Origin of the sequence: Pseudomaricurvus alkylphenolicus (assembly GCF_011683955.1) — a bacterium.
GTDB classification, from domain to species: Bacteria; Pseudomonadota; Gammaproteobacteria; order Pseudomonadales; family Cellvibrionaceae; genus Pseudomaricurvus; species Pseudomaricurvus alkylphenolicus.
The window spans coordinates 1-21,754 of the sequence record NZ_JAAQPI010000034.1; the positions used below are offsets into that span (position 1 = coordinate 1).

Sequence of the window (21,754 nt, forward strand, 5' to 3'; positions counted from 1 at the left end):
GCCTTGACCGGAAAACACCGGATGAGGTTTACTTCAATACAACGCCGCTTTCCCTGGTGGCTTAAACCTTGGCGTGGATCCACTTATAGAATGGGGATGAGCTGTTCAAAGGAAGGGGGCCAGCTCTGTGATCGTAATTTATTCTCGCCAGAATGGGCTTACAATCTAAACCTTGATTACCGTTACCCATTCAGCGGCAATTTGGAAGCTCGTGGCGTTCTGAACGTCAACTACTCTGATGAAATCTTCGCCTCGGGCGACTCCGATCCCATTTACGCTCACCAGCCTTCCTACACGACCGTAGATCTGCGCTTCGGCATTGGCCATACGGATGGCAGTTGGGAAGTTGCATTTCTTGGCAAAAACCTGACCGATGAATACGTCAGCGGCAGTATAAACGATGTTCCTCTGATGCCTGGCAAAGGATTTGCGTTTACTGACCGTCTACGGTCCTATGCAATCCAGGGAACTTATCGGTTCTAGAGCTCTTGCGTTGTTAACCGGAAGAGGCCTATCTTGACAGGCCTCTTTTCGTTAATAGAAGGGCAGTAGGCATGCTGTCGTTGCTACCCGTTACCGGACTCTGGGGAGCTATGCATTTGTTCTTTGCAGCGCAAAATCTTAATAGCGATCTGAAGTTTATAGATTGAGGTTTCCACTTTACAGGCGCTCTCTCAGTAATACGGAGAGTCTACATTGCTGAAGGGGAGTGTTTTGATTTGAATTTGGACAACCCAATTGAAGTGGTTGCTAAGAGTATTCCAAATTGATAATTACCAATTCGAATTGCGTCTAAATGCATATAGATGCTTATCTGAATACAAAAGGCTTTGCTAGGAATTTCTGCTTCGTGGCGTAAAGCTGTCATTTCCAAGCTTGAAAAAGTATGATGTTTTGCAATGAATAAAAGTCGGAAAAGGGTAGTGAGCTGATGTACACTTGCTTCTTTTCTTTCGGTAGGAATGTCTGCTTTGGAGAGTTTCCCCTCAGTGGTGTCAAACTTGACTGTCTGACGCCAAATATTTTGGCCGGTCATCTCAATTGTCACCGAACAGTGATGCCTGCTACGGTCGTTGTCTTTTTTGTTGTGTCGTGATGGATGGCAACGACGACCAGAGGAGATAGGCGCTCTCGCCGTAAAATGAGGTAGCGTCCATTTAATTCGCTAATCGCCACCCAGCAAATAACACACGTACATCGTTGCTCGGACCGGTGCTCTGATCGATCCTTTGGATCACTTCGTTAGAGAGCTTTCCGCTATCGACTATACCTGCGCATTGTTTATCTACTTGCGGCGGTGGATAGGTCAACAGGTAGGGGGGGTATCCACCAAATCTTCCACAGTCAGACGTCGTCCTGTGACGTCATCAACCCTCAAAATTAAGCTTGGTACGTCGTCCTTGTTTCGTCCACGATACGGATTGCGATCGGTTTACCATCCGTTGTCGGCCAAGGGCTCAGGAGATGGCCCGGGAAATGGCCGATGAATTAAATATATGGCCGTGAAACATTGAAATATGGCCGTGAAACGCTATAATGGCCAGAAAAGACAAATAGTTACTCTTACCACCGATACCTTAGTGCGAGCCTGATCAACGTGGGTACCCATCACAAACAGACCGTGTTGTTTGCTGTATTGCAACAACAACATCAACCAGTCAGTCTCATTGAGTTAATCGCTCAGCTGCCTGAGGGCGAATACGCCGAACGGACGATTCGGCGCTGGATGACCGAGTGGGTAAAAGAAGGCAAGGTCACCAAGAGTGGTCAGGGTCGCAGTACTCGTTATCAAGCTGTACCGACCCAAAGTGAATCCGCAGGCGGACAAGAAGCCACCACTGATGGTCGCTTTAGCGAAGCGGGTTCGAGAGCCATTGCCTACGTAAGGAAGCCGCTGTTCCAGAGAAGTCCGGTGACCTACAATTTGCAATGGCTAGACAGCTATCAGCCCAACCAAACCCAATACCTTTCTGATCAGAGTACGGAACAATTGACGCAATGGGGTCAAAGAACGTCCCATCACGAAGCCGCCGGTACTTATGCCCGGAAAATATACAACCGATTACTGATTGATCTCACCTATAACTCTTCTAGACTGGAAGGGAACACCTATTCCCTCATAGACACCGAGCGTTTACTCATAGAGGGTACGAGTGTCGAAGGTAAGTTGGACGAAGAGAGGGTCATGATCCTCAACCATAAAGAGGCCATTCGTCACCTGGTGGACAATGCTCATCGTATTGAGGCGAGCTACAATCAGATATGTACGCTGCATTATTTGCTCGCCGATGGTCTGGTAGCACCTCAGTACGCAGGTAAAGTTCGTGATCACGGCGTGCGAATCGGCGCTTCCACCTACACGCCTCTCGAAGATTCAGCGCGACTGGACAAGCAGCTTCACGCCATTGCCGAAAAAGCGTCACAAATTATTAATCCATTTGAACAGAGTATTTTTCTGTTGGCGCACGTGGGGTATCTGCAAGCGTTTACCGATGTCAATAAACGCACATCGCGTCTTAGCGCCAATATCGCATTGATTAAACATAATCTGGTCCCCCTGTCGTTTAATATCATTGAAAAAGACGACTACGCCTCTGCGATGATTGCGATCTACGAGCTCAACGATCTGCAACCGCTGATTGATTTGTACACCATTTCCTATCGTTATAGCTGCCAACAATATGATGTAACGGCTGAGTCTCTTGGGTTTGACGAAATTCGTGTTCGTTATCGACAACAAAGACGCGATATCATTCGAGTGATTATCACAGACGAACTTATTAACGACGCTTTGGAAAGGTATATAAACACCCGAGCGACGGCGATGATACCGGTTGAGTCGCAAGCCGATTTCATTGAGGATGTCTGGGAAGATCTCAATGAAATATCACCGACGAGAATTGCGGGATTAGGAATTACGCAGAAGCAATTGCAGAAATGGCTGAAGTTAAGAGGATAATCACTTCTTCTCGGCTAATAAACAACCGCAAATTCGATGCGGTACAATGTTCGGATACCCAAAAGCTAGCCAGATCTATCAGGAGTTAGTATGCCTGTCCATCGGCCTCCGGTACCATTCAAACTCAACCATATCGATAATCTCAACGCTCCGCAGAATAATATAGGGGCTTTTCGACAGCGTCTCGAATGACTGAAAACACCCAGCAGCAGTCTCGTATCTGTGCCTGCACGGGGAGCCCGCCTGGAGCTATCTCTACCGCAAGATGATTCCGGTATTTACCAGGGCGGGCGCCCGTGTCATCGCACCCGATCTGTTGGGATTTGGAAACCGCTGCGATGAACGCCGCACTTGGAGGTCCTGTACCTGAACTTCCAGTGGACCCGGAAGAGTCACTCGCGCTGCTTGCCAGCGTCGCCTTGCCACACCAGCAGCGTGGTGATCATCCACGCTATTTTGCGAGAGTTCCCGGTCCGAGCTCGTTTGCCGCGGTGTTAGGGGAATGGATGGGCACAGGATTTAATACTATTGCTGCTTCGTGGGCAGGAGGATCCGGACCCGCGACCATTGAGCTTGTTGTCATAGAATGGTTGCGTCAGCTAATGAGATTCCCCAAAGGCACCGAGGGTGTTCTGGCTAGCGGTGGTTCAAGTGCCAGTCTAACTGCCTTTTCTGCGGCAAGGTCAACGTTGGGCGCTGGGGTTGTCTACCTGACTGATCAGACCCATTCTTCACTGCCGCGTGCGCTCAGAGAATTGGGTTTTACCGCGAAAGATGTGCGCGTACTGGAAAGCGATGACAACTACAAGATGTCAATTGCTCATCTGGAAAGAGCCATTGCGGAAGATAAGTCTGGTGGCAGACGACCTTTTATGGTGACTGGTACCGCTGGAACTACGAATGCGGGAACTTCTGATCCATTAGAGGAAATAGCGGATATATGTGCCCGTGAGAAGATGTGGTTTCATATTGATGGAGCTTATGGGGGACCAGCCGCGCTGACAGAGCAAGGAAGAGGATACTTGGCGGGTATTGATCGAGCAGATTCTTTGGTTCTGGATCCGCATAAATGGCTATTCCAGCCCTACGATGTTGGTTGTCTTCTGATTCGGGCTGGGGCACTTGAACGGTGCTTCAGCATGAAACCGGAATATTTGAAAGATGTAAAAGCTGGGGCGGGGGAAGTGGATTTCCGTAATCGGAGTTTAGAGCTGACACGACGTTCGCGAGCACCTAAACTCTGGATGAGCATGAGAACTTACGGCGTCAATCGCATACGGGAAGCCATACAGCGAGGCATCCAACTGGCGGAATTCGCAGAAGATTATCTGCGGACACACCCTGATGTATGGGAAGTGGTTACGCCTGCGCAAATTGGTGTTGTATGCTTCGCTTTGAAGAATGGAAATCCGGAGGATCACACACTTCGCGCCAAGAAGGTGTCTGACAGTGGTTATGCGAGTGTGACGTCAACGGTGCTAAAGGGCCAAACAGTGCTTCGACTCTGCACAATCAACCCGTTGACTACCGAGGACGACATCATTGGCACCATAAACCGTTTGGCGGGTCGGGTGGAGTGATAGTCCCTCTTAGAGCTACGACAATTCCTGATTTATGAGCTAAAGGAAAAGTGACCTATCCTGACCTGCATAGAGACTGTCATTTTTGTGTTTGAACACCTAACTCTTTGAAGAATGAAATACTGTCAGTGCTTGATGTCTTGGCGTGATACATCGCCGCATCTGAAAAACTCAGAAGCTCTGATCCGTCTTGACTGTCGTAGGGGAAAAAGGCCACCCCAATACTCAATTTTGGAGTGGTTATCCCCTTATCTTCTTCGCCAAGTATGACCGGTTTCTCAGCAACATGAAGTACCTTGTTCAATACGCTGAGAACAGCGGCATCCGTGGGGTCTCCACCTAATAAAATGACAAATTCATCACCACCTATTCGAGTCACCGTATCACTGGCTCTCAGTGAATTCTTCAGCCGAGTGGCTACCTCCTTTAGAAGAAGATCACCAGCTCTGTGTCCAAATGTGTCGTTGACGGATTTAAATTCGTTTAAGTCGACAAACGCGACTGCGAAGGCCTCGCCTCTACGTCCACAGTCAGCGACCTGTTTTTCCAAAAATTCAATGGTAAAACGACGATTGGGAATTTCCGTTACTGCATCATAGTACGCATACCGTGCAAGCAATTGTTCCGCTTTCATTCTGGGGGTAACGTCTCGAATGATAATTGGGATAATATCTTTATTCGGGAGCTTGTTTAGTCGAGCTTCAAAAAATTTTAGTTCGTCAGAAATCCTCAGTTCGTATTCCAATACTTGCAACTGACACGTCGCTGCGGCCTTGGTCATTGCGTGATCGAATTTGTCTCCCACATTTTCAGGTAATACATCTTGCATTCTCTTGTGCATGAACTCCGACGGGTCTTTGTACAAATCCCGTGTATTTCCTGCTTGGTAGTACACAATTTTCCCGCAGGGCTCAACAAAAAAGAACAAGTCTGGAATCACAGAAAATAGAGCCGCAAGTAAGTCCTTGTCTGCAGGTAAATCTGACATGATTTAGCTCGCTTCCTAATGAATGGGGCAGATAGGGGTGTCAACATAGATCAGTATATGGTAAGGCGCCACAATTGCCAGTCAGTGTTCAAAATACCCAAACTTGCGAGTTATTGGTTGGACGAAAGCTCTGCTAAGGTTGTGCTTGGAGATATACGTACGGTTTTTTGATATTCGAGGCGTTGGATTCAGTCTGTCAAATATGCGTATTTTCATGCAGGCTGATTATACGATTACGCTACGGGGGGCGTTCAAGGCACACAGGACCTTTGAATGGATCCGTCAAAAGATCTGGAGACATTAGCCGCCGCACCGTGCTTGGAGAGCATGTGCTACCTGATTCGGGGTGTTCAAAACCCCGAATGCATCGGTTCACAGTGCGAATCGGGTGATGGTCGATTATTCTACTTCTTCTTCGGTAATTACCTGCCCCTCTGCAGCGACGGCCACGCCGATAGAGGATTTCAGATACTCTTCGACATCGCTGGGGACATCCCCAAGCTCGGTATAGCGAATTTTACCGTCTTCGAAGCGAACAATGGGCGAGGCCCCCGTGGTGCGATCCAGTACGCGGTAATTGAGGCCGTCCTCGGTGTGCGGCTGACATTCGTCATGTTTGAAGTGCGTGGAGATCACGGCAAAGCGCTCACAATCACTGACGTAATTGTAGAGTTCATCCTGGTTATCTTCGCCTGAATCGGCTGTGTATTTCTCGATCTTCGCTTTGAGCTCTGCAATGGTGCTCTGGAAAGCCCTGGATTCTTTCTTTAATTGCGCATAAGCGGTGTTCTGGCGCTTGACGTCGTCGGACAGTTGCTTAACCTTTTCTCGGGTATTCACCAGTTGCGATTTGAGTTTAGGTCCGTCGTATTTGGCCAGTTGCGCCTTGAGTTCTTTTTGCGCGCTGTGCATGGCCTTGCGTTTGGCTTTCTCTTCGCCAAGTTCTGTTTCGAGCTTTTGATGACGACTTTTCAGCTCTCTCAGTTCCTGGGCTGTGCGTTTTGTGTCACTGTTCGGGTCATCGCGTTCGGCCTTGATCTCGACCAGCTCCGATTGCAATGCTTTACGCTCTTCAATGGCCGTCGCCAAATCGCCGGTGAGGCGATCGTTTTCCTGCTGCAGTGCGGCCAGCTGTTCTTGATGCGCGGTTTTCAGGCTGTCCAGTTCCATGGTCAGTTCGAGGGCGCGTGCCATGTCGGCGTTGCTCTTGTGGAGCGTTAGGGTCTCTTTGGGCATGGTGTTTCCAATGGTGTACGTTGTATCTGTTACCGCCGTGCTGCCCCTATTGGCGCTAGAGTGTGGTTCGGTTTGCGCGAGCGAGGGGAGGGCAGTGGTCTGAATCTATCCCGTCAGGGTCTTTCGTGAGGGGATGGCTATTCCTTCCCGGTACTGAATTGACCGTGACGAGGGTCGTCTTCCCCACGGTGTCAACCGATCGCTAAGGCAACCGAGCAGTGGGGGTTGACTGAGCGAAGATCGCCTCAGGCTACGAATTGACGGCGTCTTTCAAGGCTTTTCCGTTTTTGAAAGCCACCGACTTACTGGCCGGGATTTGCATTTCAGCGCCGGTTTGTGGATTGCGGCCGGTACGAGCGGCACGCTCCTTGACGGTGAAGCTGCCAAATCCGGGTATTTGCAGGCCATCACCGTTAACCACGCTTTCCTGAATACCTTTGAGGGTGGCCTCCAAGGCGCGGCTGGCATCGGCTTTGGAGAAGTTACATTCTTCGGCAATGAATTGAATCAATTCGGTCTTGGTCATATGCGTTACTCTATGTTGTCTGGGCGCCCACTGTATTGGGCGTTAATTTTTGAGACCCTGTGTGTCACATCGCAAAAATGATGCTGACGCTCGGATATGGGGTCTCAGTAGGGAGGTTTGTTGGTCGGCGTTCGAACACTCACTGTGGCAAAGAGCTATCATAGCGCTCGATTGGCATCTCGATATCGATGCCTACCAATTGATAAGCACTCACAGTGGTTTGTCTGGGATCTTAAGATGATGTGCCTGTGTTCCAATGTAATCGGTGATGGTATGCCTGGCCGCCGGTATGATAGATCTGGATCTATCGGAATCAATGCGGTATCAACCACGCTGACTAACTCCGCGCCATTATATCGAAGTCACCTGGGGTAAGTCCAAAGCAAAGTCTCGGTTCATCGTTCGATGTCTCAATGGCCTGGTGGCGTTCTTGAGGGATGGATAGCGGTTATGGTCATGAGGACAAATCTATTGTATTTTCTAGGCTGGCATGCAGGTTCTTGCTGTTATAGCCTTGTCTGAACAAAGAGTTTCTTGATATGCGCGACCTGAAGATATATTTTATCAAGTTGTAAAATAGCCTGGCAGGCCATGATCAGTGGTCTATAGTGAAAGTATCCACCTTGTCAGGGTGGCGAATTACTCTCTCCTGTACGTCTTTGGCCTCGACCTGTCTCGGGGCTTTTTATTGACCGCTGTTATCTTTAAAGCCTTTGTAAGGTGCTTATTGAGTATCCATGGCACAGTTCGAGAGTGGCAACCCCAATCCAGTCTGTTCATGCTAGAGAGCAGCTTCGCTGAGTTCTGATCCCCGTGACCCCGTAAAAGTGCGCCGACGACCACAAGGGTGTGCTGAGCCCGGCCGCGGCGCTCTTGTCATTCATGAGAGGGAATCGGACGTGTTTATCCTCCAACGATCAAGAATCCGTCGCATTGAGGCTGAAAATGGCGCTATAGTTGTCTTTCACGGGTGGATTGATGGACAAAGATGATAAGACGATGTTGCCTATTGGCGGCGATAGCGTACGTGCTGTGGATGATCAGCGGGGGCGTACACGCGGCGTCCCTGACCCAATTCAGAGCATGCACGGCCGATGTGATCAACCCTCCATACATCGATCGCTTGACGGTCAAGAAACCGGGCATTTTGTTCGAAATCGTCTCTGACGCCGCTGTAAGTGTCGGGTTGGAGGTGCGTTTTCATCGTTTGCCCTGGCGTCGCTGCTTACATGAGGTCCAACAAGGGCGCATTGATGCGGTCTTTACCTTGACCAGAACTCCGGAGCGTGAGACTCAATTTGCGTTTCCAGCAACCGAGGGGCCATTTCTGATTCGCTCGGACTACACTGTCTTTGTACAAAATCGCGGCATTTTTGATCAGGAGGAGCGTCGGCGCGTTTTGGCTCCCGGTGGACGAGGCTGGAATTTCACCGCGTACCGGTCGCTAAAAAAGACCGGATTGAGTGCACCTTTTGGCTTCATTACCTTTGATCAACTGAAGACCCAAGGAGCCGCGGCCATCCCACGCGAGATTCGTTCCGGCCTGCGGCTGGTGGCCAAAGGGCGGCTCGATGGCTACGTCACCGAAACCTTCGCGGGTCGTTACGTGGCTCGGCAGTTGGGAATCGATACGCAGCTGAGTGAAGCGTCTATCCTGCGAACCGATCAGGAGCACATCGCGTTCAATAGGGTGTTTTATCAGAAGCACCGAGAAGACATCGAGCGATATTGGGGACAACTGGAGGTGCATCGAGACCGAGTGATTGCGGCGTTCTTACAGCAGAAGTCCACGAGCCACCTACCCACAACGGTGACCGGAGAGCGCTGATATAACCCCAGTCAATCAGCCACCCTGTAACGACGATTCTTCTTTGGTTTGATCTAAGGAGGGCATTGGTCTCATGGTGTGATTCACGACGACCTCGGGGTGCCTACCGATTGGACTATCATCCTCGGCCTGCAGGCCTTGCCCACGATCTTTGAACACTTGCACCTCCTGCAAGCCGCGACCTTCTCAATAAATGCAGCCGGAAATGAGCGGCTGAGCATGTCCCGGTAGTACACCGATCTTGCCATCAATTAACATACGTACATATTAATAACACCTCATCCCTCATTTAACCTCTGCAGTAACCTCAAAGGCCGTACAGCACACAGGTTGTAAGGAATCGAGTCTGGATGCCAGACTCTTAATCAACGCCACGGATTTCATTTCTCCGAAAGCTAAAAAAGAGCACCAACACACAGACCGTCAATGCCACCGTGGCAACTTGATCAATTGCTTTCGAACGACGGTAGCTAAGTCTGGACAGAAAGGGCTCGGCGCTGCCGACGAGTTCACCGAAAAGCTATCTGACCGTGCCATAGCCAAGCTTCAGAGATTTGAACACTTCGGTGTCACACCGTATTCGGCGAATATCAGTATACTGTATAACATCTGATGACATCACCGCTTGCTTATCGGAGGTGATATGAAACTCTATCGATGCCTGGGCTTTAGCATACTGGCGTTGTTCTCGAGCAACAGAGAAAACATTCAGCATACAACGCCAAGTTTTGCCGGCTCAACAGTATCCCCGACCGCAGGGCTGGCACCCACTGGTAACAGGCAGCGCGAGCGTGGAGGAGCGACTCACCACAATAAGGTAGAAGCCAATGGCTATACCTTCGGCTTCGAGGCGTTGGCAACGGCGTTCCTGAGATGTGTTGAAAACCTTATCCCAGTGATAAGAGAATGAATTCTGGATATTGGCCGGGTAGCGTTGAGCCTGTACAAACCTGGGTTGCCATTCGCCGAACTGAGCTCTATTCTGTGCACCTCTTTGTGAAGTGACCCGACGATGACAAAAAATACCGATATTCAGAGACTCTGTGGAGAGTGTTGGCTCAATGGTGACGATGACAGCCCTATTTGCCGAGATCCCCAAGCGCATTTAGAGCATCCACTGCAGGTGAAAAAGTCTGAACGGCAAGAAATGCAACTGTCGTTATTGGATGATTGATGCCACTAAAGCTAACAAGCGCTGGTAAATAACCTGCCTCTTAAGAAAAGGCCCCGATTCCAATCGAGGCCAAAGTTCACGAGGAGAGTGATACTACCGTAACGGGGTACAATATCACTATAGTCCATACACCAGGATTTGCCCGATTTTTTGGAGATTGGCAAAATCTTCCTAGGCTGTGGAATCAATACGCGAATTTTTGTCTATAAACGATCCCCAATCCGGATCGAATTCGGGCCTGGGCTAACATAGCGATGGCAATCGACGGGCATCACTGAAAACAGTGGCATCACGCCCTTAAGCCCGAAAGCAAAAATGCCATTGTACCCCTTATAGTAGAGTGGTTATAACACAAGACATACGTTAGGCTTTTAAGGTAAAATTGATCCAGACAGTTCACCGACTCAGGAGCCATCAGAGGCTTAGAATCAAGACATCGTCTGTTAGGCCTCAACACCTATATGATTGATACGCAACTCGTCCACCAGTCTATCGCCAGTCATAGTTGTAATGCCTTTGAAAAGGCATTGATGTCGCTTTCCCCCCAAACCCTTGCCGATAACGCGGGCTTCCTTCACCAGGTCGTCAGCCGTGGCAACTTACCCATGGTTAAGGTATCGCTTCGCTACCACAAATCTTCAAGGCTGATGCTATCAAGTGCCCTGATAACGGCCATCACCCATGGATTTAACGAGATCGCCGACTGTCTTCACCAAAAAGGGGCCAGTCTGATGGGAGTGACACACAATCACCTCTACGAGTGCGCCAAGCGGGGGCATGCTCGAACGGTGCATTGGCTGTTTCAGGTTCAGGCCCCAATAACTTTGGAGCAATCCGATTATCGAGATCAATGGCCGATCAAGAAAATTTTTACGCATTTGTCGCGTGATCCCATCAAAACCAAACCCGAAGCGATCATAGCGCTTCACCAGCATGCCCTTGACGACGTGATCAACACAGTGGCGAACAAGGTCTCAGCGCAGATTGTTATGAAATGGCTCAATATCGAACCGATTTACCTACTGCATCGGGTGCGGTTTAAGAAGGCCAGAGAGGGCTGTTTGGAAATGATGCGCTGAGGCGCCCCTATGTCACACCTGCATTGGAAACGTTTGCGGCCTGTGCGCGAACTATGTTTGGGTCTAGATCGAGAGGCATCGGTTCAACGGGGGTAGAATCTCATTAACTGTCAATAACAATCAGGTCTGAACTAATTCACATAATTGGGCTTTTTTAACACGCAGCTGTCTGTCCGAAGTCAGAATCGGGGAGTTTCACACACCGTAGAGACGTAAATACCCTGCAATTGCCGCAGATCAAACTGCAACCAATACACCATCCTTGACAACTCCGACACAGTAGTTAGCGCCAATCCAGTAACTTAACTCGGCAATATCCTCTATATCCCAGAGTGCAAAATCTGCCCGCTTGCCCAGCTCTAAGGTTCCTCGCTCTTGGGCCACTCCCAGAGCCTTGGCAGCATTTCGCGTGACTCCAGCCAGGGCTTCCACAGGCGCCAGACGAAACAGAGTGCACGCCATATTCATCATCAGCAACAGGGATAGGGTAGGCGATGAACCGGGATTGGCATCGGTGGCGATAGCCATTGGGACTTTGTGTTCTCGAAGCTGTTCAATTGGCGGTAATTGTGTTTCTCGCAAAAAATAGAAAGCACCGGGCAACAGCACGGCAACGGTGCCTTGTTCGGCCATTGCTTTGACACTGTCTTCTGAAGCGTATTCGATATGGTCCGCCGACAAAGCGTTGTATTGCGCTGCCAGTTTTGCTCCACCGGTATCGGATAACTGGTCTGCGTGGACCTTGACCGGTAGCCCCAGTTTATGCGCGGTTGAGAATATCTTCGCTGTCTCTGCGGGAGTGAATCCGATGGATTCGCAGAACACATCTACAGCGTCCACCAAATTCTCATTCACTGCGGCTGGTAGCATGTGATCGCAAACCTGGTTGACATAGTCTCCCCTGCGTGATTCGTAATCTTCGGGAATAGTATGAGCGCCCAGAAACGTGGTCTTGATGTCAATGGGATGACGTTGCTCCAATGCCCGAGCAGCGCGCAACATAGTGAGTTCTGTGTCTACGTCCAGACCATAACCTGATTTTATCTCGACCATTGTGACACCTTCACGCTGCAGTGATCGCAATCGTCGTTCCGCGTAACCGGTCAACTCTTCTGTCGTTGCCTTTCGCGTCGCAGTAACCGTGGAGCGAATGCCACCACCCGCTTTGGCAATGGCTTCATAGCTGATGCCGTTGAGGCGTTGCTCGAATTCCTGTGCGCGATTACCGCCGAACACCAGGTGGGTATGACAATCGATCAGTCCAGGTGTCAGCCATTTCCCTTCACAGTCGTAGACTTTCTTGGCGCTCAGTACCGATGGTTTCGGCAATTCCGATGTTTTTCCAATCCAGGCAATATTTGATCCGGCAACAGCAATAGCTCCGTGTTCAATCACCCCATAGTTTTCAAGATCTTCATTCATGGTAGCAAGATTGACATTGGTCCAGAGAGCATCCCAACTCGCTTCTCCGCTTCCTTCGTGCTCTTTCATGGGTAGTTCCTCACCATCATTGCTCTAAAATTCCGTCCGTCTCTGAGCGCAAACAATGATTGTTTGATCAAAGAAGGAACGGAAAGGGTACAGACCATCATGCCTATGCACTGGGCTTGTAAATCAGCATTTCCCCAACCAGTTCAATGAGCAAAGTCTTTACTTGATTCGCCTTGTCTTCACAGTATTCATGAGTCTCCTCATCCGCCATGTACGTCGCCTGAGATAATTCAAGCTGAATGGCCTGAATGCCATCTGGGGGAGAGCCATTATCGCGTGTGATAAAGCCGCCTTTAAAGCGACCATTAAGCACACTGCTATAAATTCCATCCTTTGCTGTGGTTTTCAATAGTGCTTCTGTCAAAGCGGCGTCGCACGAATCCCCGCTTGCCGTTCCCCAGTTAAAATCTGGCAGTTTTCCATCAAAAAATCGCGGCACTTCACTGCGAATAGAGTGGGCATCCCACAGGAGTGCGTAGCCATGGTGATCCTTAATGCGCGCCAATTCCTGCTTCAGTTTGGTGTGATAAGGCTGCCAGTAGCGACGAGTTCGCTTTATCACTTCTTCCTGCGACGGGGCGCAGTCCTGCCGATAAATCGGCTGCCGGTTAAACAGGGTTGTGGGGCATAATTCGGTAACACTTCTACCAGGATAGAGCGATTCGCCATCAGCGGATCGATTTAAATCAACCACATAACGAGAATAATTTGCTTGAATGGTTGAGACCCCCATTTCCCGCAAAAAATCGTAGAGCTTGTGGACATACCAGTCGGTATCCGGCAGTCGACGGGCGTCCAGTGTCATTCTCTCAAGAATGTCGTTGGGCACCAACGCACCCACGTGTGGCATACTGACCAGCAGGGGAGTGTCACCCTGAACGAACTCATAGACTTCGCTCGCCGCCATTACTGCCTCCTGGAAGGCAGCGCTTCACTGACCAGGGAATAGAAGTCACCACGAGCAATCATGATCGCAGCGGCTTCAATATCCGGTGCCATATAACGATCGCTATCGTAGTGAGGAACCTGCTGACGGATCATTGCGTGTACCTTTTGCAGTGCCGGCGAGGTTTTATGAGGTGCGTGAAAATCCGTTCCCTGAGCCGTTGCCAATAGTTCAACAGCCAAGACCCCACCCGTATTCTCCGACATATCTATGAGCCTGCGTGCCGCAAATGTTGCCATACTGACGTGATCCTCCTGATTGGCAGAAGTGGGCAGGCTGTCCACGCTGGCAGGGTGAGCAAAGGTTTTGTTCTCGGATGCCAACGCCGCTGCGGTAACCTGGGCAATCATAAAGCCAGAGTTAATGCCGCTGTTTTCCACCAAAAAGGCAGGTAAGCCGCTCATTTTGGGGTCCACCAGAATGGCAATGCGACGCTCGGACAATGATCCCATCTCAGCTATTGCAATCGCCAGTGTATCGGCGGCCATAGCCACCGGCTCGGCATGGAAGTTCCCGCCGGATATCACATCACCGTTTTCAAAGATCAGCGGATTGTCTGTTGCCGCATTGGCTTCGCGCAACAGAGTCTCACTGGCATTGTTAATCAGATCGAGACAAGCCCCCATGATCTGAGGCTGGCAGCGAAGAGAATAGGGGTCCTGCACCCGGTCACAATTGACATGTGACTCGAGAATCTCACTGCCTTGCAACAGGTCGCGATAGAGCCTGGCCGCCACAATCTGACCCGGCTGGCCTCGCACTTCATGGATACGTGCATCAAAGGGTGCCACGCTGCCTTTGAGAGCATCGACCGAAAGGGCTCCGCAGACTGTCGCTGCCGCATACAGATTCTCGGCGGAAAACAGCCCAACCAACGCCAGCGATGTGGATGCCTGTGTGCCGTTCAGCAGGGCCAAGCCTTCTTTGGGCCCCAATTCCAGCGGTTCAATACCCGCTTCGGCCAAAGCCTCTGCAGCGGGGAGGCGCTGGCCCCGGTAATAGGCGTGGCCTTCGCCAATCAAACACAGCGCCATATGAGCCAGCGGCGCCAGATCCCCGGAGGCACCGACCGAGCCTTTTTCCGGAATACAGGGTGTGACTTGCTGATTAATACAGGCCAACAACGTACGGACAACGACAGGCCGCACGCCAGAAAAGCCGCGCGAAAGGCTGATGACTTTTAGACACATGATAAGGCGGACAATTGCCGGATCGAGATTTTTACCAATGCCGGCGCTGTGGGATAGCACCAGATTTTTCTGCAATTCTGCCAATTGATCGTCGGGAATACGGGTCTGGGCCAGAAGACCGAAACCGGTATTAATGCCGTAGGCGACCTTGCCTTTGTCAACGACGGCATTGACCTTATTGGCGCATTCCTGGACGCGAACCCAGGCGTCATCAGCCAAGGCAACGGGTTGATCCGACAAATAGAGCTGCCTTAACTCAGCCAGAGTGACTTGCCCAGGATTAAGAACCAGAGCTGAGGCGCTGTTTGCGGAATGGCTTTCTGACATTGAATGTCTCTCCCTAAATTTTAAACTCACATCAATCTTTCAACATCGGGATATTCAGCCCATGCTCTTTAGCACAATCAATCGCGTCCTGATAACCGGCATCGGCGTGACGGCAGACGCCGGTGGCCGGATCGTTCCACAGCACGCGCTCAATACGGCTTGCGGCTGCCTCAGTACCATCACACACAATAACAACACCCGAATGCTGAGAATAGCCCATGCCCACACCGCCACCGTGGTGCAGGGATACCCAGGTAGCACCACTGGCGGTATTCAACAAGGCGTTCAGTAACGGCCAATCGGATACCGCATCAGAACCATCCATCATGGACTCGGTTTCACGGTTGGGGCTCGCTACCGATCCGGAATCCAGGTGGTCGCGGCCAATGACAACCGGTGCTTTCAATTCACCGCTAGCAACCATCTCATTAAATGCGAGAGCCAGCTTGTGGCGAACACCGAGTCCTACCCAGCAGATTCTCGCCGGTAGCCCTTGAAACTGGATGCGTTCACGCGCCATGTCCAGCCAGTTATGGAGGTGCGCATCATCGGGAATCAGCTCTTTAACTTTTTGATCAGTTTTGTAAATATCCTCGGGGTCGCCGCTCAGTGCTGCCCAGCGGAATGGGCCAATACCCCGACAAAACAGCGGGCGAATATAGGCCGGTACAAAACCAGGGAAATCAAACGCGTTCTCAACCCCTTCTTCCATCGCAACCTGGCGAATGTTGTTGCCGTAGTCAAATGTTGGAATACCCAACGCTTGGAATTCCAGCATCGCCTGTACATGTATCGCCATGGATTTCTTCGCTTCGGCTGCAACGGCATCCGGGTCAGAAGACTGTTTTCCTATCCACTGCTCTACACTCCAACCGATGGGTAGGTAACCGTGAACCGGATCGTGAGCTGAGGTTTGATCGGTGACGGCGTCCGGGCGTATGCCGCGTTTCAACATCTCGGGCAAAATCTCTGCGGCATTGCCTAACAAGGCGACGGAGGTTGCTTCCCCATTATCGATAGCGTCATTCAGTACTAACATGGCTTCGTCGAGGTTGTAGACCTTCTTGTCCACATAACCGGAGCGCAAACGAAAATCGATACGGCTTTCCTGACATTCAATAATCAGGCTGCAGGCGCCGGCCAGGCTGGCAGCCAAAGGCTGAGCGCCGCCCATGCCGCCAAGACCTGCGGTGAGAATCCACTTGCCAGAGAGGTCACCGCCATAGTGCTGGCGCCCCATTTCAACAAAGGTTTCATAGGTACCTTGTACAATGCCCTGACTACCAATATAGATCCAGGAACCGGCCGTCATTTGGCCGTACATCATCAGACCCTTGCGGTCTAGTTCGTTAAAGTGCTCCCAATTGGCCCAGTGTGGTACCAGGTTGGAGTTGGCGATAAGCACGCGGGGAGCGTCGGCGTGGGTCTTTGCCACAAAAACTGGTTTGCCGCTTTGAACTATCAGTGTTTCGTCGTCGTGCAGGCTCTTCAGGCCCTCGACGATTTTTTCGTAGCATTCCCAGTTTCGTGCTGCCTTGCCGATTCCGCCGTAAACCACCAGATCTTCGGGACGTTCAGCCACTTCAGGATCCAGGTTATTCATCAACATGCGCAAAGGCGCTTCCGTGAGCCAGCTCTTGGCGCGGAGCTTGGTGCCCCTGTCGGCTCGGATAACACGGGTTGCTTTAGTCATTTCCATTCTCCTGCGGGTAACTTTTTACGTTACAACTGAATGATATATGCCGACTATCACAGGATAGCTGGTCACTGATTAGCGGTGTTTGTCCATTGTACCACTAAATACATACCTGTCTATACAGGATATCACAAATAGAATAAGATGGCCGACATGATATGAAATCAGCCTATATGGCTTACTATTCCCGACCTATACTGTATATACAATATAGGTCGGTTTGACTAAAAAGTTGAGACGGAATGAAAGATTATTGGTTTGAAAATGCCTACCTGCCCATCGGCTGGTGCGCTGGTGTCAGAGTATCCATTAACGACAGCGGCGTCATTTCGAACGTGCAGCCCGGCGCCGATGCCGTAGATGCCACTGTGGTACACGGCTTGGCCATGCCCGGATTTCCTAACGCTCACAGCCACGCCTTTCAGCGCGCGATGGCGGGGCTCAGTGAAGTGGCCACTTCTCCGAGCGATACCTTTTGGACCTGGCGCAAGGTTATGTATGAGTACGCTGGTGCTATTACACCAGAGGATCAGGAGGTTATAGCCAGGCAACTCTATATGGAGATGTTGAAAGCGGGCTACACCTCTGTAGCAGAGTTTCACTATCTGCACAATCAGCTGGACGGCAACTGCTATGGTAACCCGAGCGAAATGTCCGATGCGATCATCAATGCCGCGCAGCATACCGGTATCGGCCTCACCCACTTGCCCGTGCTTTATATGTCATCTAACTTCGGCAATACCCCGCTGAAGAAGGAACAGTCCCGCTTCGCCAACACCGTTGAGAGCTACCAACATCTCCTGAATGGGTTGTCCACCAGGCTGAACACATCCAAGAACATTCGCCTTGGCATGGCCCTTCACAGTTTGAGGGCTGTTCCTCCTGAAGCGATTACGGAGACTCTGACTTTTCTGCATCAGAAGATGGATTCGAGCGCGCCTGTCCACATCCATATCGCCGAACAGATGCTTGAAGTGGAAGCATCCATTCGAAGCTACGGTAAACGTCCGGTTGAATGGCTGCTGGAGCAGCATGATGTTGATGAACGCTGGTGTTTGGTCCATGCTACGCATCTCAGCAATGAAGAGATCACTGGCATTGCCGATTCTGGGGCAACGGTTTGTCTCTGTACGACCACCGAAGCCAATCTCGGCGACGGACTCTTCCCCATTGTTCCCTACTTGCAGCAAGGCGGCCAATTTGCCATTGGCTCTGACAGCAATACGTCCATTAGCCCCATCGAAGAACTGCGCTGGCTTGAATATGGTCAGCGCTTGATTCATCAACGGCGCAATGTCATTGCCGATGAAACCACGCCACACACCGCTAAATACTTAATTGATCAGGCTATACAGGGCGGAGCCCGTGCACTCGGGCGTGTAACGGGCAAGCTGGACATTGGGCAGTTGGCCGACATCATTGTTCTTGATGAAAACACACCTCAACTCTTCGGCAAAGAAGAAAACTATCGCCTGGATGCATTGGTATTTAATGGTAACAACAATTTGGTACGGGACGTACTGGTGGCGGGCGAATGGGTGATAAAAAACTATCGCCACATCAACGAGTCGGCCATCACCGATGCGTTTCTCGCCACTATCAAACGATTACAATCCAGTTAATTTTACTGCCATGGAGTTTCCATATGAGCCGCACCTTGTGTCAACTCTATTCACCAAGTGGCAGTTCAAATTCTGTTTTCAGCCGAGGAGTATTGAGCGGAATAAATCTACTCATTGCTAGCCTATACAGGTATAATCAGCACAACTCGACCTATACAAGAAGCAATCCCGGTGCCAAAACACACTACAAACACTCCTCTCTACCAAACCGTTAAAGATCATATTCTGGAGATCATTCGGAGCGGAGATTGGCCAAGCGACAAACGCCTGCCTTCAGAAAGTGAGCTGGTTGATGAACTATCCGTATCGCGAATGACCGTCAATCGTGCACTGAGAGAGCTGACCAGCGAGGGGTTCATTACCCGGCTCGCTGGCGTAGGCTCCTTTATTACCGAGAAGGGCGCAAATAAAATCCAGTCACATCCGCTGGAAATACAGAATATCGCCACCGATGTTCTGGCCAGAGGGCATAGTTATAGCTGTGAAGTCACCACCTTGACCGAGGTGCGTGCTGGGGCCGAGATTGCCATGGCCTTTAGTATCGCGCCCGGGTCACGACTGTTTTATTCGGAAATCACCCACTTTGAAAGCGGCATGCCTATACAGGTGGAAAATCGACATGTCCTGCCCGCTTTCGCTCCCGAATACCTTGAAACCGATTTCACCCAAGTGACCACTAATGAATACCTGATGAGCTTGAAGGGGCCTATCGAAGAAATCGAGCAAATTGTGCAAGCCTGCATGCCAGCGCCGGAACTTCGAAAAAGCTTACAGATGACGGCCAAAGAGCCTTGCCTGTTATTGGTGCGCCGCACCTGGGTAAAAGGAGCGGTGGTTACGGCGACCAAACTTTACCACCCTTCATCCCGTTATCAGTTTGGAAGTCGCTATAATCCCTAGCATTCATTAATGCTACTGAAGAGGGCAATGCTAGCGGCCTGTTCTGCTTGAAAAAATGTCCCAAGAGTTAACTCAACATCAATTATCGGGTGGTTTTTACGAACCCAACAGCATCCTCTATCTTCAAAAATCGGTTCGACAACCTGGTCCGGATCTTCAATCGTAACCCAGTCCCAAACCAGATCAATCGCACTCGATGTCAGTTCGAGAGCGAGTAAGAGTTCTGAATCGGGCAACCAGACAATTTCAGTGCGCTGGCGCGTCTTCTTGGATTCGTTGTGCCAACTTTGCCAGATCTTACCATTTACTTACCAGCAACTACCAACGCTTGCTGGAAGCGTTGTCTGTGAACGCCAATTTTGACATATTTGAGTTCCGATTTCCGAATGTAATCACGAGAAACACTGATAGGAAGCCGATGTCAGGTAGCTGGGAATGAATGACAGCAAGACAAACAATGCCGGAGCCGATAGCTAAAGGAGTCGATACTGTTATGAACATATTGGTTGTTGGCGGCACTGGTTTGGTGGGCGCTCACGCCGCTTTGCATTTGAAGGCGCTGGGCCATAGGGTTACTGTGATGTCGCGCATCAAACCCTCAGCGGATTCCCCTGTGGCCGGATTTCCGCATATTAAGGGCAGCTACCTGTGCTCTCCAGATGAGAGCGATTATGTCAATCATAAGAAGCTTGCACAATTTGACTGGATGCTATTCGCTGCGGGTTCCGATGTTCGCCATAAACCCGAAGGTGTGAGTGACAAACACTTTTACCATCAGGCCAATACGATTGCCATCCCAAGCTTTATGAGTCGCGCGCGTGATGCGGGCATCAAACGCGTTGTTAATATCGGCAGCTTTTACCCACAGGTCGAGCCGGATCTGATCAAAACCAGCGCCTATGTTCGCTCTCGACATGAATCTGATGTGGCGCTACGGGCATTAAACAGTCAGGAGTTTTTTGTCTGCAGCCTTAACGCCCCGTTTATTTTAGGATACGTGCCGGGGTTAGAAGTGCCACACTTGCAGGCCTGGAGCTTATATGCGGCAGGCCGGATACCAGATGTACTGATGGTGGCTCCGGATGGCGGGGTTAATCACATAAGCACGCAATCACTTTCAGAAGCCATCGTTGGAGCCTTCGAGAACGGCAAAGGAGGTCATGGCTATCTGGTTGGGGACGAAAACCTCAGCTGGAAAGACTATATAGCCTACTACCAGCGAGCCGCAGGTAATGAGCTGGAGCTCTCCGTTAGTCCTGATGAGCACCCCATGTTTCCCGATGATATGCTGATTGCAGGGCGAAATTCGTTTATCCGTTATGAGCCGGAAAATGGTGAACTCAATTACAGTACCAATGTAATTGGCGAAGCGATTTTAGAGATAGTCGATGGTTATCTGGGTTAATCCGCATGAATAAACTACGATCCTACCGCACCAATTGCTGGGCGTCCGGCTATGTCGGGGTGCAATTGCTCATAGAAATTCTAGCCTATTGGCTTAGAGACTTGATGACCTAGATCACGTTAACCATCGAGCCATGGCATTGGAGAGCGCATCGACGCAATAAACAGCGCAGTGGTCGAAGGTAAGTGGGGACTTCAGAGCGAGCGCCTGCGGATTCGATTACTACAGGTGCCGTGTCACTTGTGCTGTGAGCTCATGTGGTCCAACCGTTCAGTGATCCACACCTTAATGACCGACTGGCGAGTGACACCGATTCGGGAGGCCTCACGGTCCAATTCATCGATTACCCACTGCGGAAAGTCAACGTTGACCTTTTTCGTGGTCAGGTTTGAACGGCTTGCCGTGCTGAGATCCAAATCGTCCAGAATATCTTCCGAGCCAGCATCGACCTTTGCGTCAATGTCCTTAGCTTTCATATAGTTCCACCTCTTTCTGCCGAGAGCGGCGCACCGAGATGATGCGAACGGCGTCACCCCGGTAGGTAAACACCCCAGTCCAATGCTTATCAGCGATTTGGCCTATCGAACATAACGCTCTTCGTCCGTTGTCTTTGCCTTAACGGTTAATAACCTCTGATCTTCCCACAACGCCTGCGCGGCTTCGAAGTCAATGCCATATTTCTCTTGATTGGCGGCGCTTTTGTTGGGGTCGTATTCAAACTTCCTCATGGGTATAGATTATATACCAATATAATACCTAATTAATACCTGGAGGCTCGAATCGAAGAGATTCTGTGCCTACCTCCAA

At 50.5% G+C, this 21,754-nt stretch carries 19 protein-coding genes and 2 pseudogenes; 11 read left to right on the forward strand and 10 right to left on the reverse strand.

The genetic code is table 11. The features are described from left to right. Positions 1 to 483 (forward strand): annotated as a pseudogene (locus tag HBA55_RS35990) (TonB-dependent receptor); the annotation flags it as partial. Between the two features lie 208 nt (positions 484 to 691). On the opposite strand, the gene HBA55_RS35995 reads toward HBA55_RS35990, so the two are convergent. Then, a complete protein-coding gene (locus HBA55_RS35995) occupies positions 692 to 1,036 on the reverse strand; it encodes a hypothetical protein (protein WP_167000836.1) in 345 nt (114 codons plus the stop codon). 561 nt (positions 1,037 to 1,597) lie between these two features. Between HBA55_RS35995 and HBA55_RS38130 the strand changes: the two genes are divergently transcribed. The 3 genes from HBA55_RS38130 to HBA55_RS36005 all read left to right on the forward strand — a co-directional run bounded on the left by HBA55_RS38130 (position 1,598) and on the right by HBA55_RS36005 (position 4,539). Continuing rightward, positions 1,598 to 2,959, forward strand: a complete 1,362-nt coding sequence (locus tag HBA55_RS38130) for a Fic family protein (protein WP_167000838.1) — start codon at positions 1,598 to 1,600, stop codon at positions 2,957 to 2,959. A gap of 226 nt (positions 2,960 to 3,185) precedes the next feature. After that, positions 3,186 to 3,329 carry an alpha/beta fold hydrolase gene (locus tag HBA55_RS37690; RefSeq protein WP_420821523.1) on the forward strand — a complete coding sequence of 48 codons (144 nt, stop codon included), beginning with the start codon at positions 3,186 to 3,188 and terminating at the stop codon, positions 3,327 to 3,329. Next, the gene (locus HBA55_RS36005; protein ID WP_167000840.1) at positions 3,298 to 4,539 is read left to right on the forward strand and encodes a pyridoxal phosphate-dependent decarboxylase family protein; all 1,242 of its coding nucleotides are present in this window, start codon (positions 3,298 to 3,300) and stop codon (positions 4,537 to 4,539) included. Before HBA55_RS37690 ends, HBA55_RS36005 begins: the two co-directional genes overlap by 32 nt. A 79-nt stretch (positions 4,540 to 4,618) precedes the next feature. On the opposite strand, the gene HBA55_RS36010 is transcribed toward HBA55_RS36005, so the two are convergent. The 3 genes from HBA55_RS36010 to HBA55_RS36020 form a co-directional block, all read right to left on the reverse strand. After that, positions 4,619 to 5,527 (reverse strand): diguanylate cyclase, encoded by a 909-nt coding sequence (locus HBA55_RS36010; RefSeq protein ID WP_167000842.1) that lies wholly within the window; start codon positions 5,525 to 5,527, stop codon positions 4,619 to 4,621. Between the two features lie 399 nt (positions 5,528 to 5,926). Further along, the gene (locus HBA55_RS36015) at positions 5,927 to 6,763 is read right to left on the reverse strand and encodes a hypothetical protein (protein ID WP_167000845.1); all 837 of its coding nucleotides are present in this window, start codon (positions 6,761 to 6,763) and stop codon (positions 5,927 to 5,929) included. Between the two features lie 250 nt (positions 6,764 to 7,013). Then, the gene (locus tag HBA55_RS36020; protein ID WP_338109507.1) at positions 7,014 to 7,325 is read right to left on the reverse strand and encodes an HU family DNA-binding protein; all 312 of its coding nucleotides are present in this window, start codon (positions 7,323 to 7,325) and stop codon (positions 7,014 to 7,016) included. Between the two features lie 952 nt (positions 7,326 to 8,277). Here HBA55_RS36020 and HBA55_RS36025 point away from each other — a divergent pair. The 4 genes from HBA55_RS36025 to HBA55_RS36040 all read left to right on the forward strand — a co-directional run bounded on the left by HBA55_RS36025 (position 8,278) and on the right by HBA55_RS36040 (position 11,370). Then, positions 8,278 to 9,117 carry a substrate-binding periplasmic protein gene (locus HBA55_RS36025; RefSeq protein WP_167000848.1) on the forward strand — a complete coding sequence of 280 codons (840 nt, stop codon included), beginning with the start codon at positions 8,278 to 8,280 and terminating at the stop codon, positions 9,115 to 9,117. Positions 9,118 to 9,760: 643 nt separating this feature from the next. Further along, entirely contained in the window at positions 9,761 to 10,027 is a 267-nt protein-coding gene (locus HBA55_RS36030) for a hypothetical protein (protein ID WP_167000850.1), read from the forward strand. A gap of 102 nt (positions 10,028 to 10,129) precedes the next feature. Next, a complete protein-coding gene (locus HBA55_RS36035; protein ID WP_167000852.1) occupies positions 10,130 to 10,291 on the forward strand; it encodes a hypothetical protein in 162 nt (53 codons plus the stop codon). A 461-nt stretch (positions 10,292 to 10,752) separates the two neighbouring features. Next, entirely contained in the window at positions 10,753 to 11,370 is a 618-nt protein-coding gene (locus HBA55_RS36040) for an ankyrin repeat domain-containing protein (protein ID WP_167000854.1), read from the forward strand. Between the two features lie 237 nt (positions 11,371 to 11,607). Here HBA55_RS36040 and hutI read toward each other — a convergent pair whose 3' ends face one another. From hutI to hutU, 4 genes are all read right to left on the reverse strand, one after another. Further along, entirely contained in the window at positions 11,608 to 12,861 is a 1,254-nt protein-coding gene (gene hutI / locus HBA55_RS36045; protein WP_167000856.1) for an imidazolonepropionase, read from the reverse strand. A gap of 103 nt (positions 12,862 to 12,964) precedes the next feature. Continuing rightward, positions 12,965 to 13,768: an N-formylglutamate deformylase gene (gene hutG, locus HBA55_RS36050; RefSeq protein ID WP_167000859.1), complete on the reverse strand. Its 804-nt coding sequence runs from the start codon at positions 13,766 to 13,768 to the stop codon at positions 12,965 to 12,967. Next, positions 13,768 to 15,324 carry a histidine ammonia-lyase gene (gene hutH / locus HBA55_RS36055; RefSeq protein ID WP_167000861.1) on the reverse strand — a complete coding sequence of 519 codons (1,557 nt, stop codon included), beginning with the start codon at positions 15,322 to 15,324 and terminating at the stop codon, positions 13,768 to 13,770. The genes hutG and hutH overlap by 1 nt, the downstream gene beginning before the upstream one ends. A gap of 31 nt (positions 15,325 to 15,355) precedes the next feature. Then, positions 15,356 to 17,017: a urocanate hydratase gene (hutU, locus tag HBA55_RS36060; protein WP_167000863.1), complete on the reverse strand. Its 1,662-nt coding sequence runs from the start codon at positions 17,015 to 17,017 to the stop codon at positions 15,356 to 15,358. Between the two features lie 245 nt (positions 17,018 to 17,262). Between hutU and HBA55_RS36065 the strand changes: the two genes are divergently transcribed. The 3 genes from HBA55_RS36065 (at position 17,263) to HBA55_RS36075 (ending at position 20,947) form a co-directional block, all read left to right on the forward strand. Then, the gene (locus HBA55_RS36065; RefSeq protein ID WP_167000865.1) at positions 17,263 to 18,642 is read left to right on the forward strand and encodes a formimidoylglutamate deiminase; all 1,380 of its coding nucleotides are present in this window, start codon (positions 17,263 to 17,265) and stop codon (positions 18,640 to 18,642) included. A gap of 171 nt (positions 18,643 to 18,813) precedes the next feature. After that, complete coding sequence (gene hutC / locus HBA55_RS36070) at positions 18,814 to 19,542, forward strand: histidine utilization repressor (RefSeq protein ID WP_206020123.1); 729 nt, start codon at positions 18,814 to 18,816, stop codon at positions 19,540 to 19,542. 493 nt (positions 19,543 to 20,035) lie between these two features. After that, a complete protein-coding gene (locus HBA55_RS36075) occupies positions 20,036 to 20,947 on the forward strand; it encodes an NAD-dependent epimerase/dehydratase family protein (protein WP_167000867.1) in 912 nt (303 codons plus the stop codon). Positions 20,948 to 21,183: 236 nt separating this feature from the next. Here the strand turns inward: HBA55_RS36075 and brnA are convergent, their stop codons facing one another. Together brnA and HBA55_RS38280 are read right to left on the reverse strand one after the other, a co-directional pair. Further along, positions 21,184 to 21,423, reverse strand: coding sequence for a type II toxin-antitoxin system BrnA family antitoxin (gene brnA, locus HBA55_RS36080; protein WP_167000869.1), 240 nt, complete (start codon positions 21,421 to 21,423; stop codon positions 21,184 to 21,186). Further along, positions 21,413 to 21,675 (reverse strand): annotated as a pseudogene (locus HBA55_RS38280) (BrnT family toxin). The gene brnA and the pseudogene HBA55_RS38280 overlap by 11 nt, the downstream one beginning before the upstream one ends. Positions 21,676 to 21,754 lie beyond the last annotated feature (79 nt).

Coding starts and splice junctions, on each gene's coding strand:
- HBA55_RS35995 (WP_167000836.1), bottom strand. CDS start 1,036: ATGACCGGCCAAAATATTTGGCGTCAGACAGTCAAGTTTGACACCACT.
- HBA55_RS36005 (WP_167000840.1), top strand. CDS start 3,298: ATGAACGCCGCACTTGGAGGTCCTGTACCTGAACTTCCAGTGGACCCG.
- HBA55_RS36010 (WP_167000842.1), bottom strand. CDS start 5,527: ATGTCAGATTTACCTGCAGACAAGGACTTACTTGCGGCTCTATTTTCT.
- HBA55_RS36015 (WP_167000845.1), bottom strand. CDS start 6,763: ATGCCCAAAGAGACCCTAACGCTCCACAAGAGCAACGCCGACATGGCA.
- HBA55_RS36025 (WP_167000848.1), top strand. CDS start 8,278: ATGATAAGACGATGTTGCCTATTGGCGGCGATAGCGTACGTGCTGTGG.
- HBA55_RS36030 (WP_167000850.1), top strand. CDS start 9,761: ATGAAACTCTATCGATGCCTGGGCTTTAGCATACTGGCGTTGTTCTCG.
- HBA55_RS36035 (WP_167000852.1), top strand. CDS start 10,130: ATGACAAAAAATACCGATATTCAGAGACTCTGTGGAGAGTGTTGGCTC.
- HBA55_RS36040 (WP_167000854.1), top strand. CDS start 10,753: ATGATTGATACGCAACTCGTCCACCAGTCTATCGCCAGTCATAGTTGT.
- hutI (WP_167000856.1), bottom strand. CDS start 12,861: ATGAAAGAGCACGAAGGAAGCGGAGAAGCGAGTTGGGATGCTCTCTGG.
- hutG (WP_167000859.1), bottom strand. CDS start 13,768: ATGGCGGCGAGCGAAGTCTATGAGTTCGTTCAGGGTGACACTCCCCTG.
- hutH (WP_167000861.1), bottom strand. CDS start 15,324: ATGTCAGAAAGCCATTCCGCAAACAGCGCCTCAGCTCTGGTTCTTAAT.
- hutU (WP_167000863.1), bottom strand. CDS start 17,017: ATGACTAAAGCAACCCGTGTTATCCGAGCCGACAGGGGCACCAAGCTC.
- HBA55_RS36065 (WP_167000865.1), top strand. CDS start 17,263: ATGAAAGATTATTGGTTTGAAAATGCCTACCTGCCCATCGGCTGGTGC.
- HBA55_RS36075 (WP_167000867.1), top strand. CDS start 20,036: ATGAACATATTGGTTGTTGGCGGCACTGGTTTGGTGGGCGCTCACGCC.
- brnA (WP_167000869.1), bottom strand. CDS start 21,423: ATGAAAGCTAAGGACATTGACGCAAAGGTCGATGCTGGCTCGGAAGAT.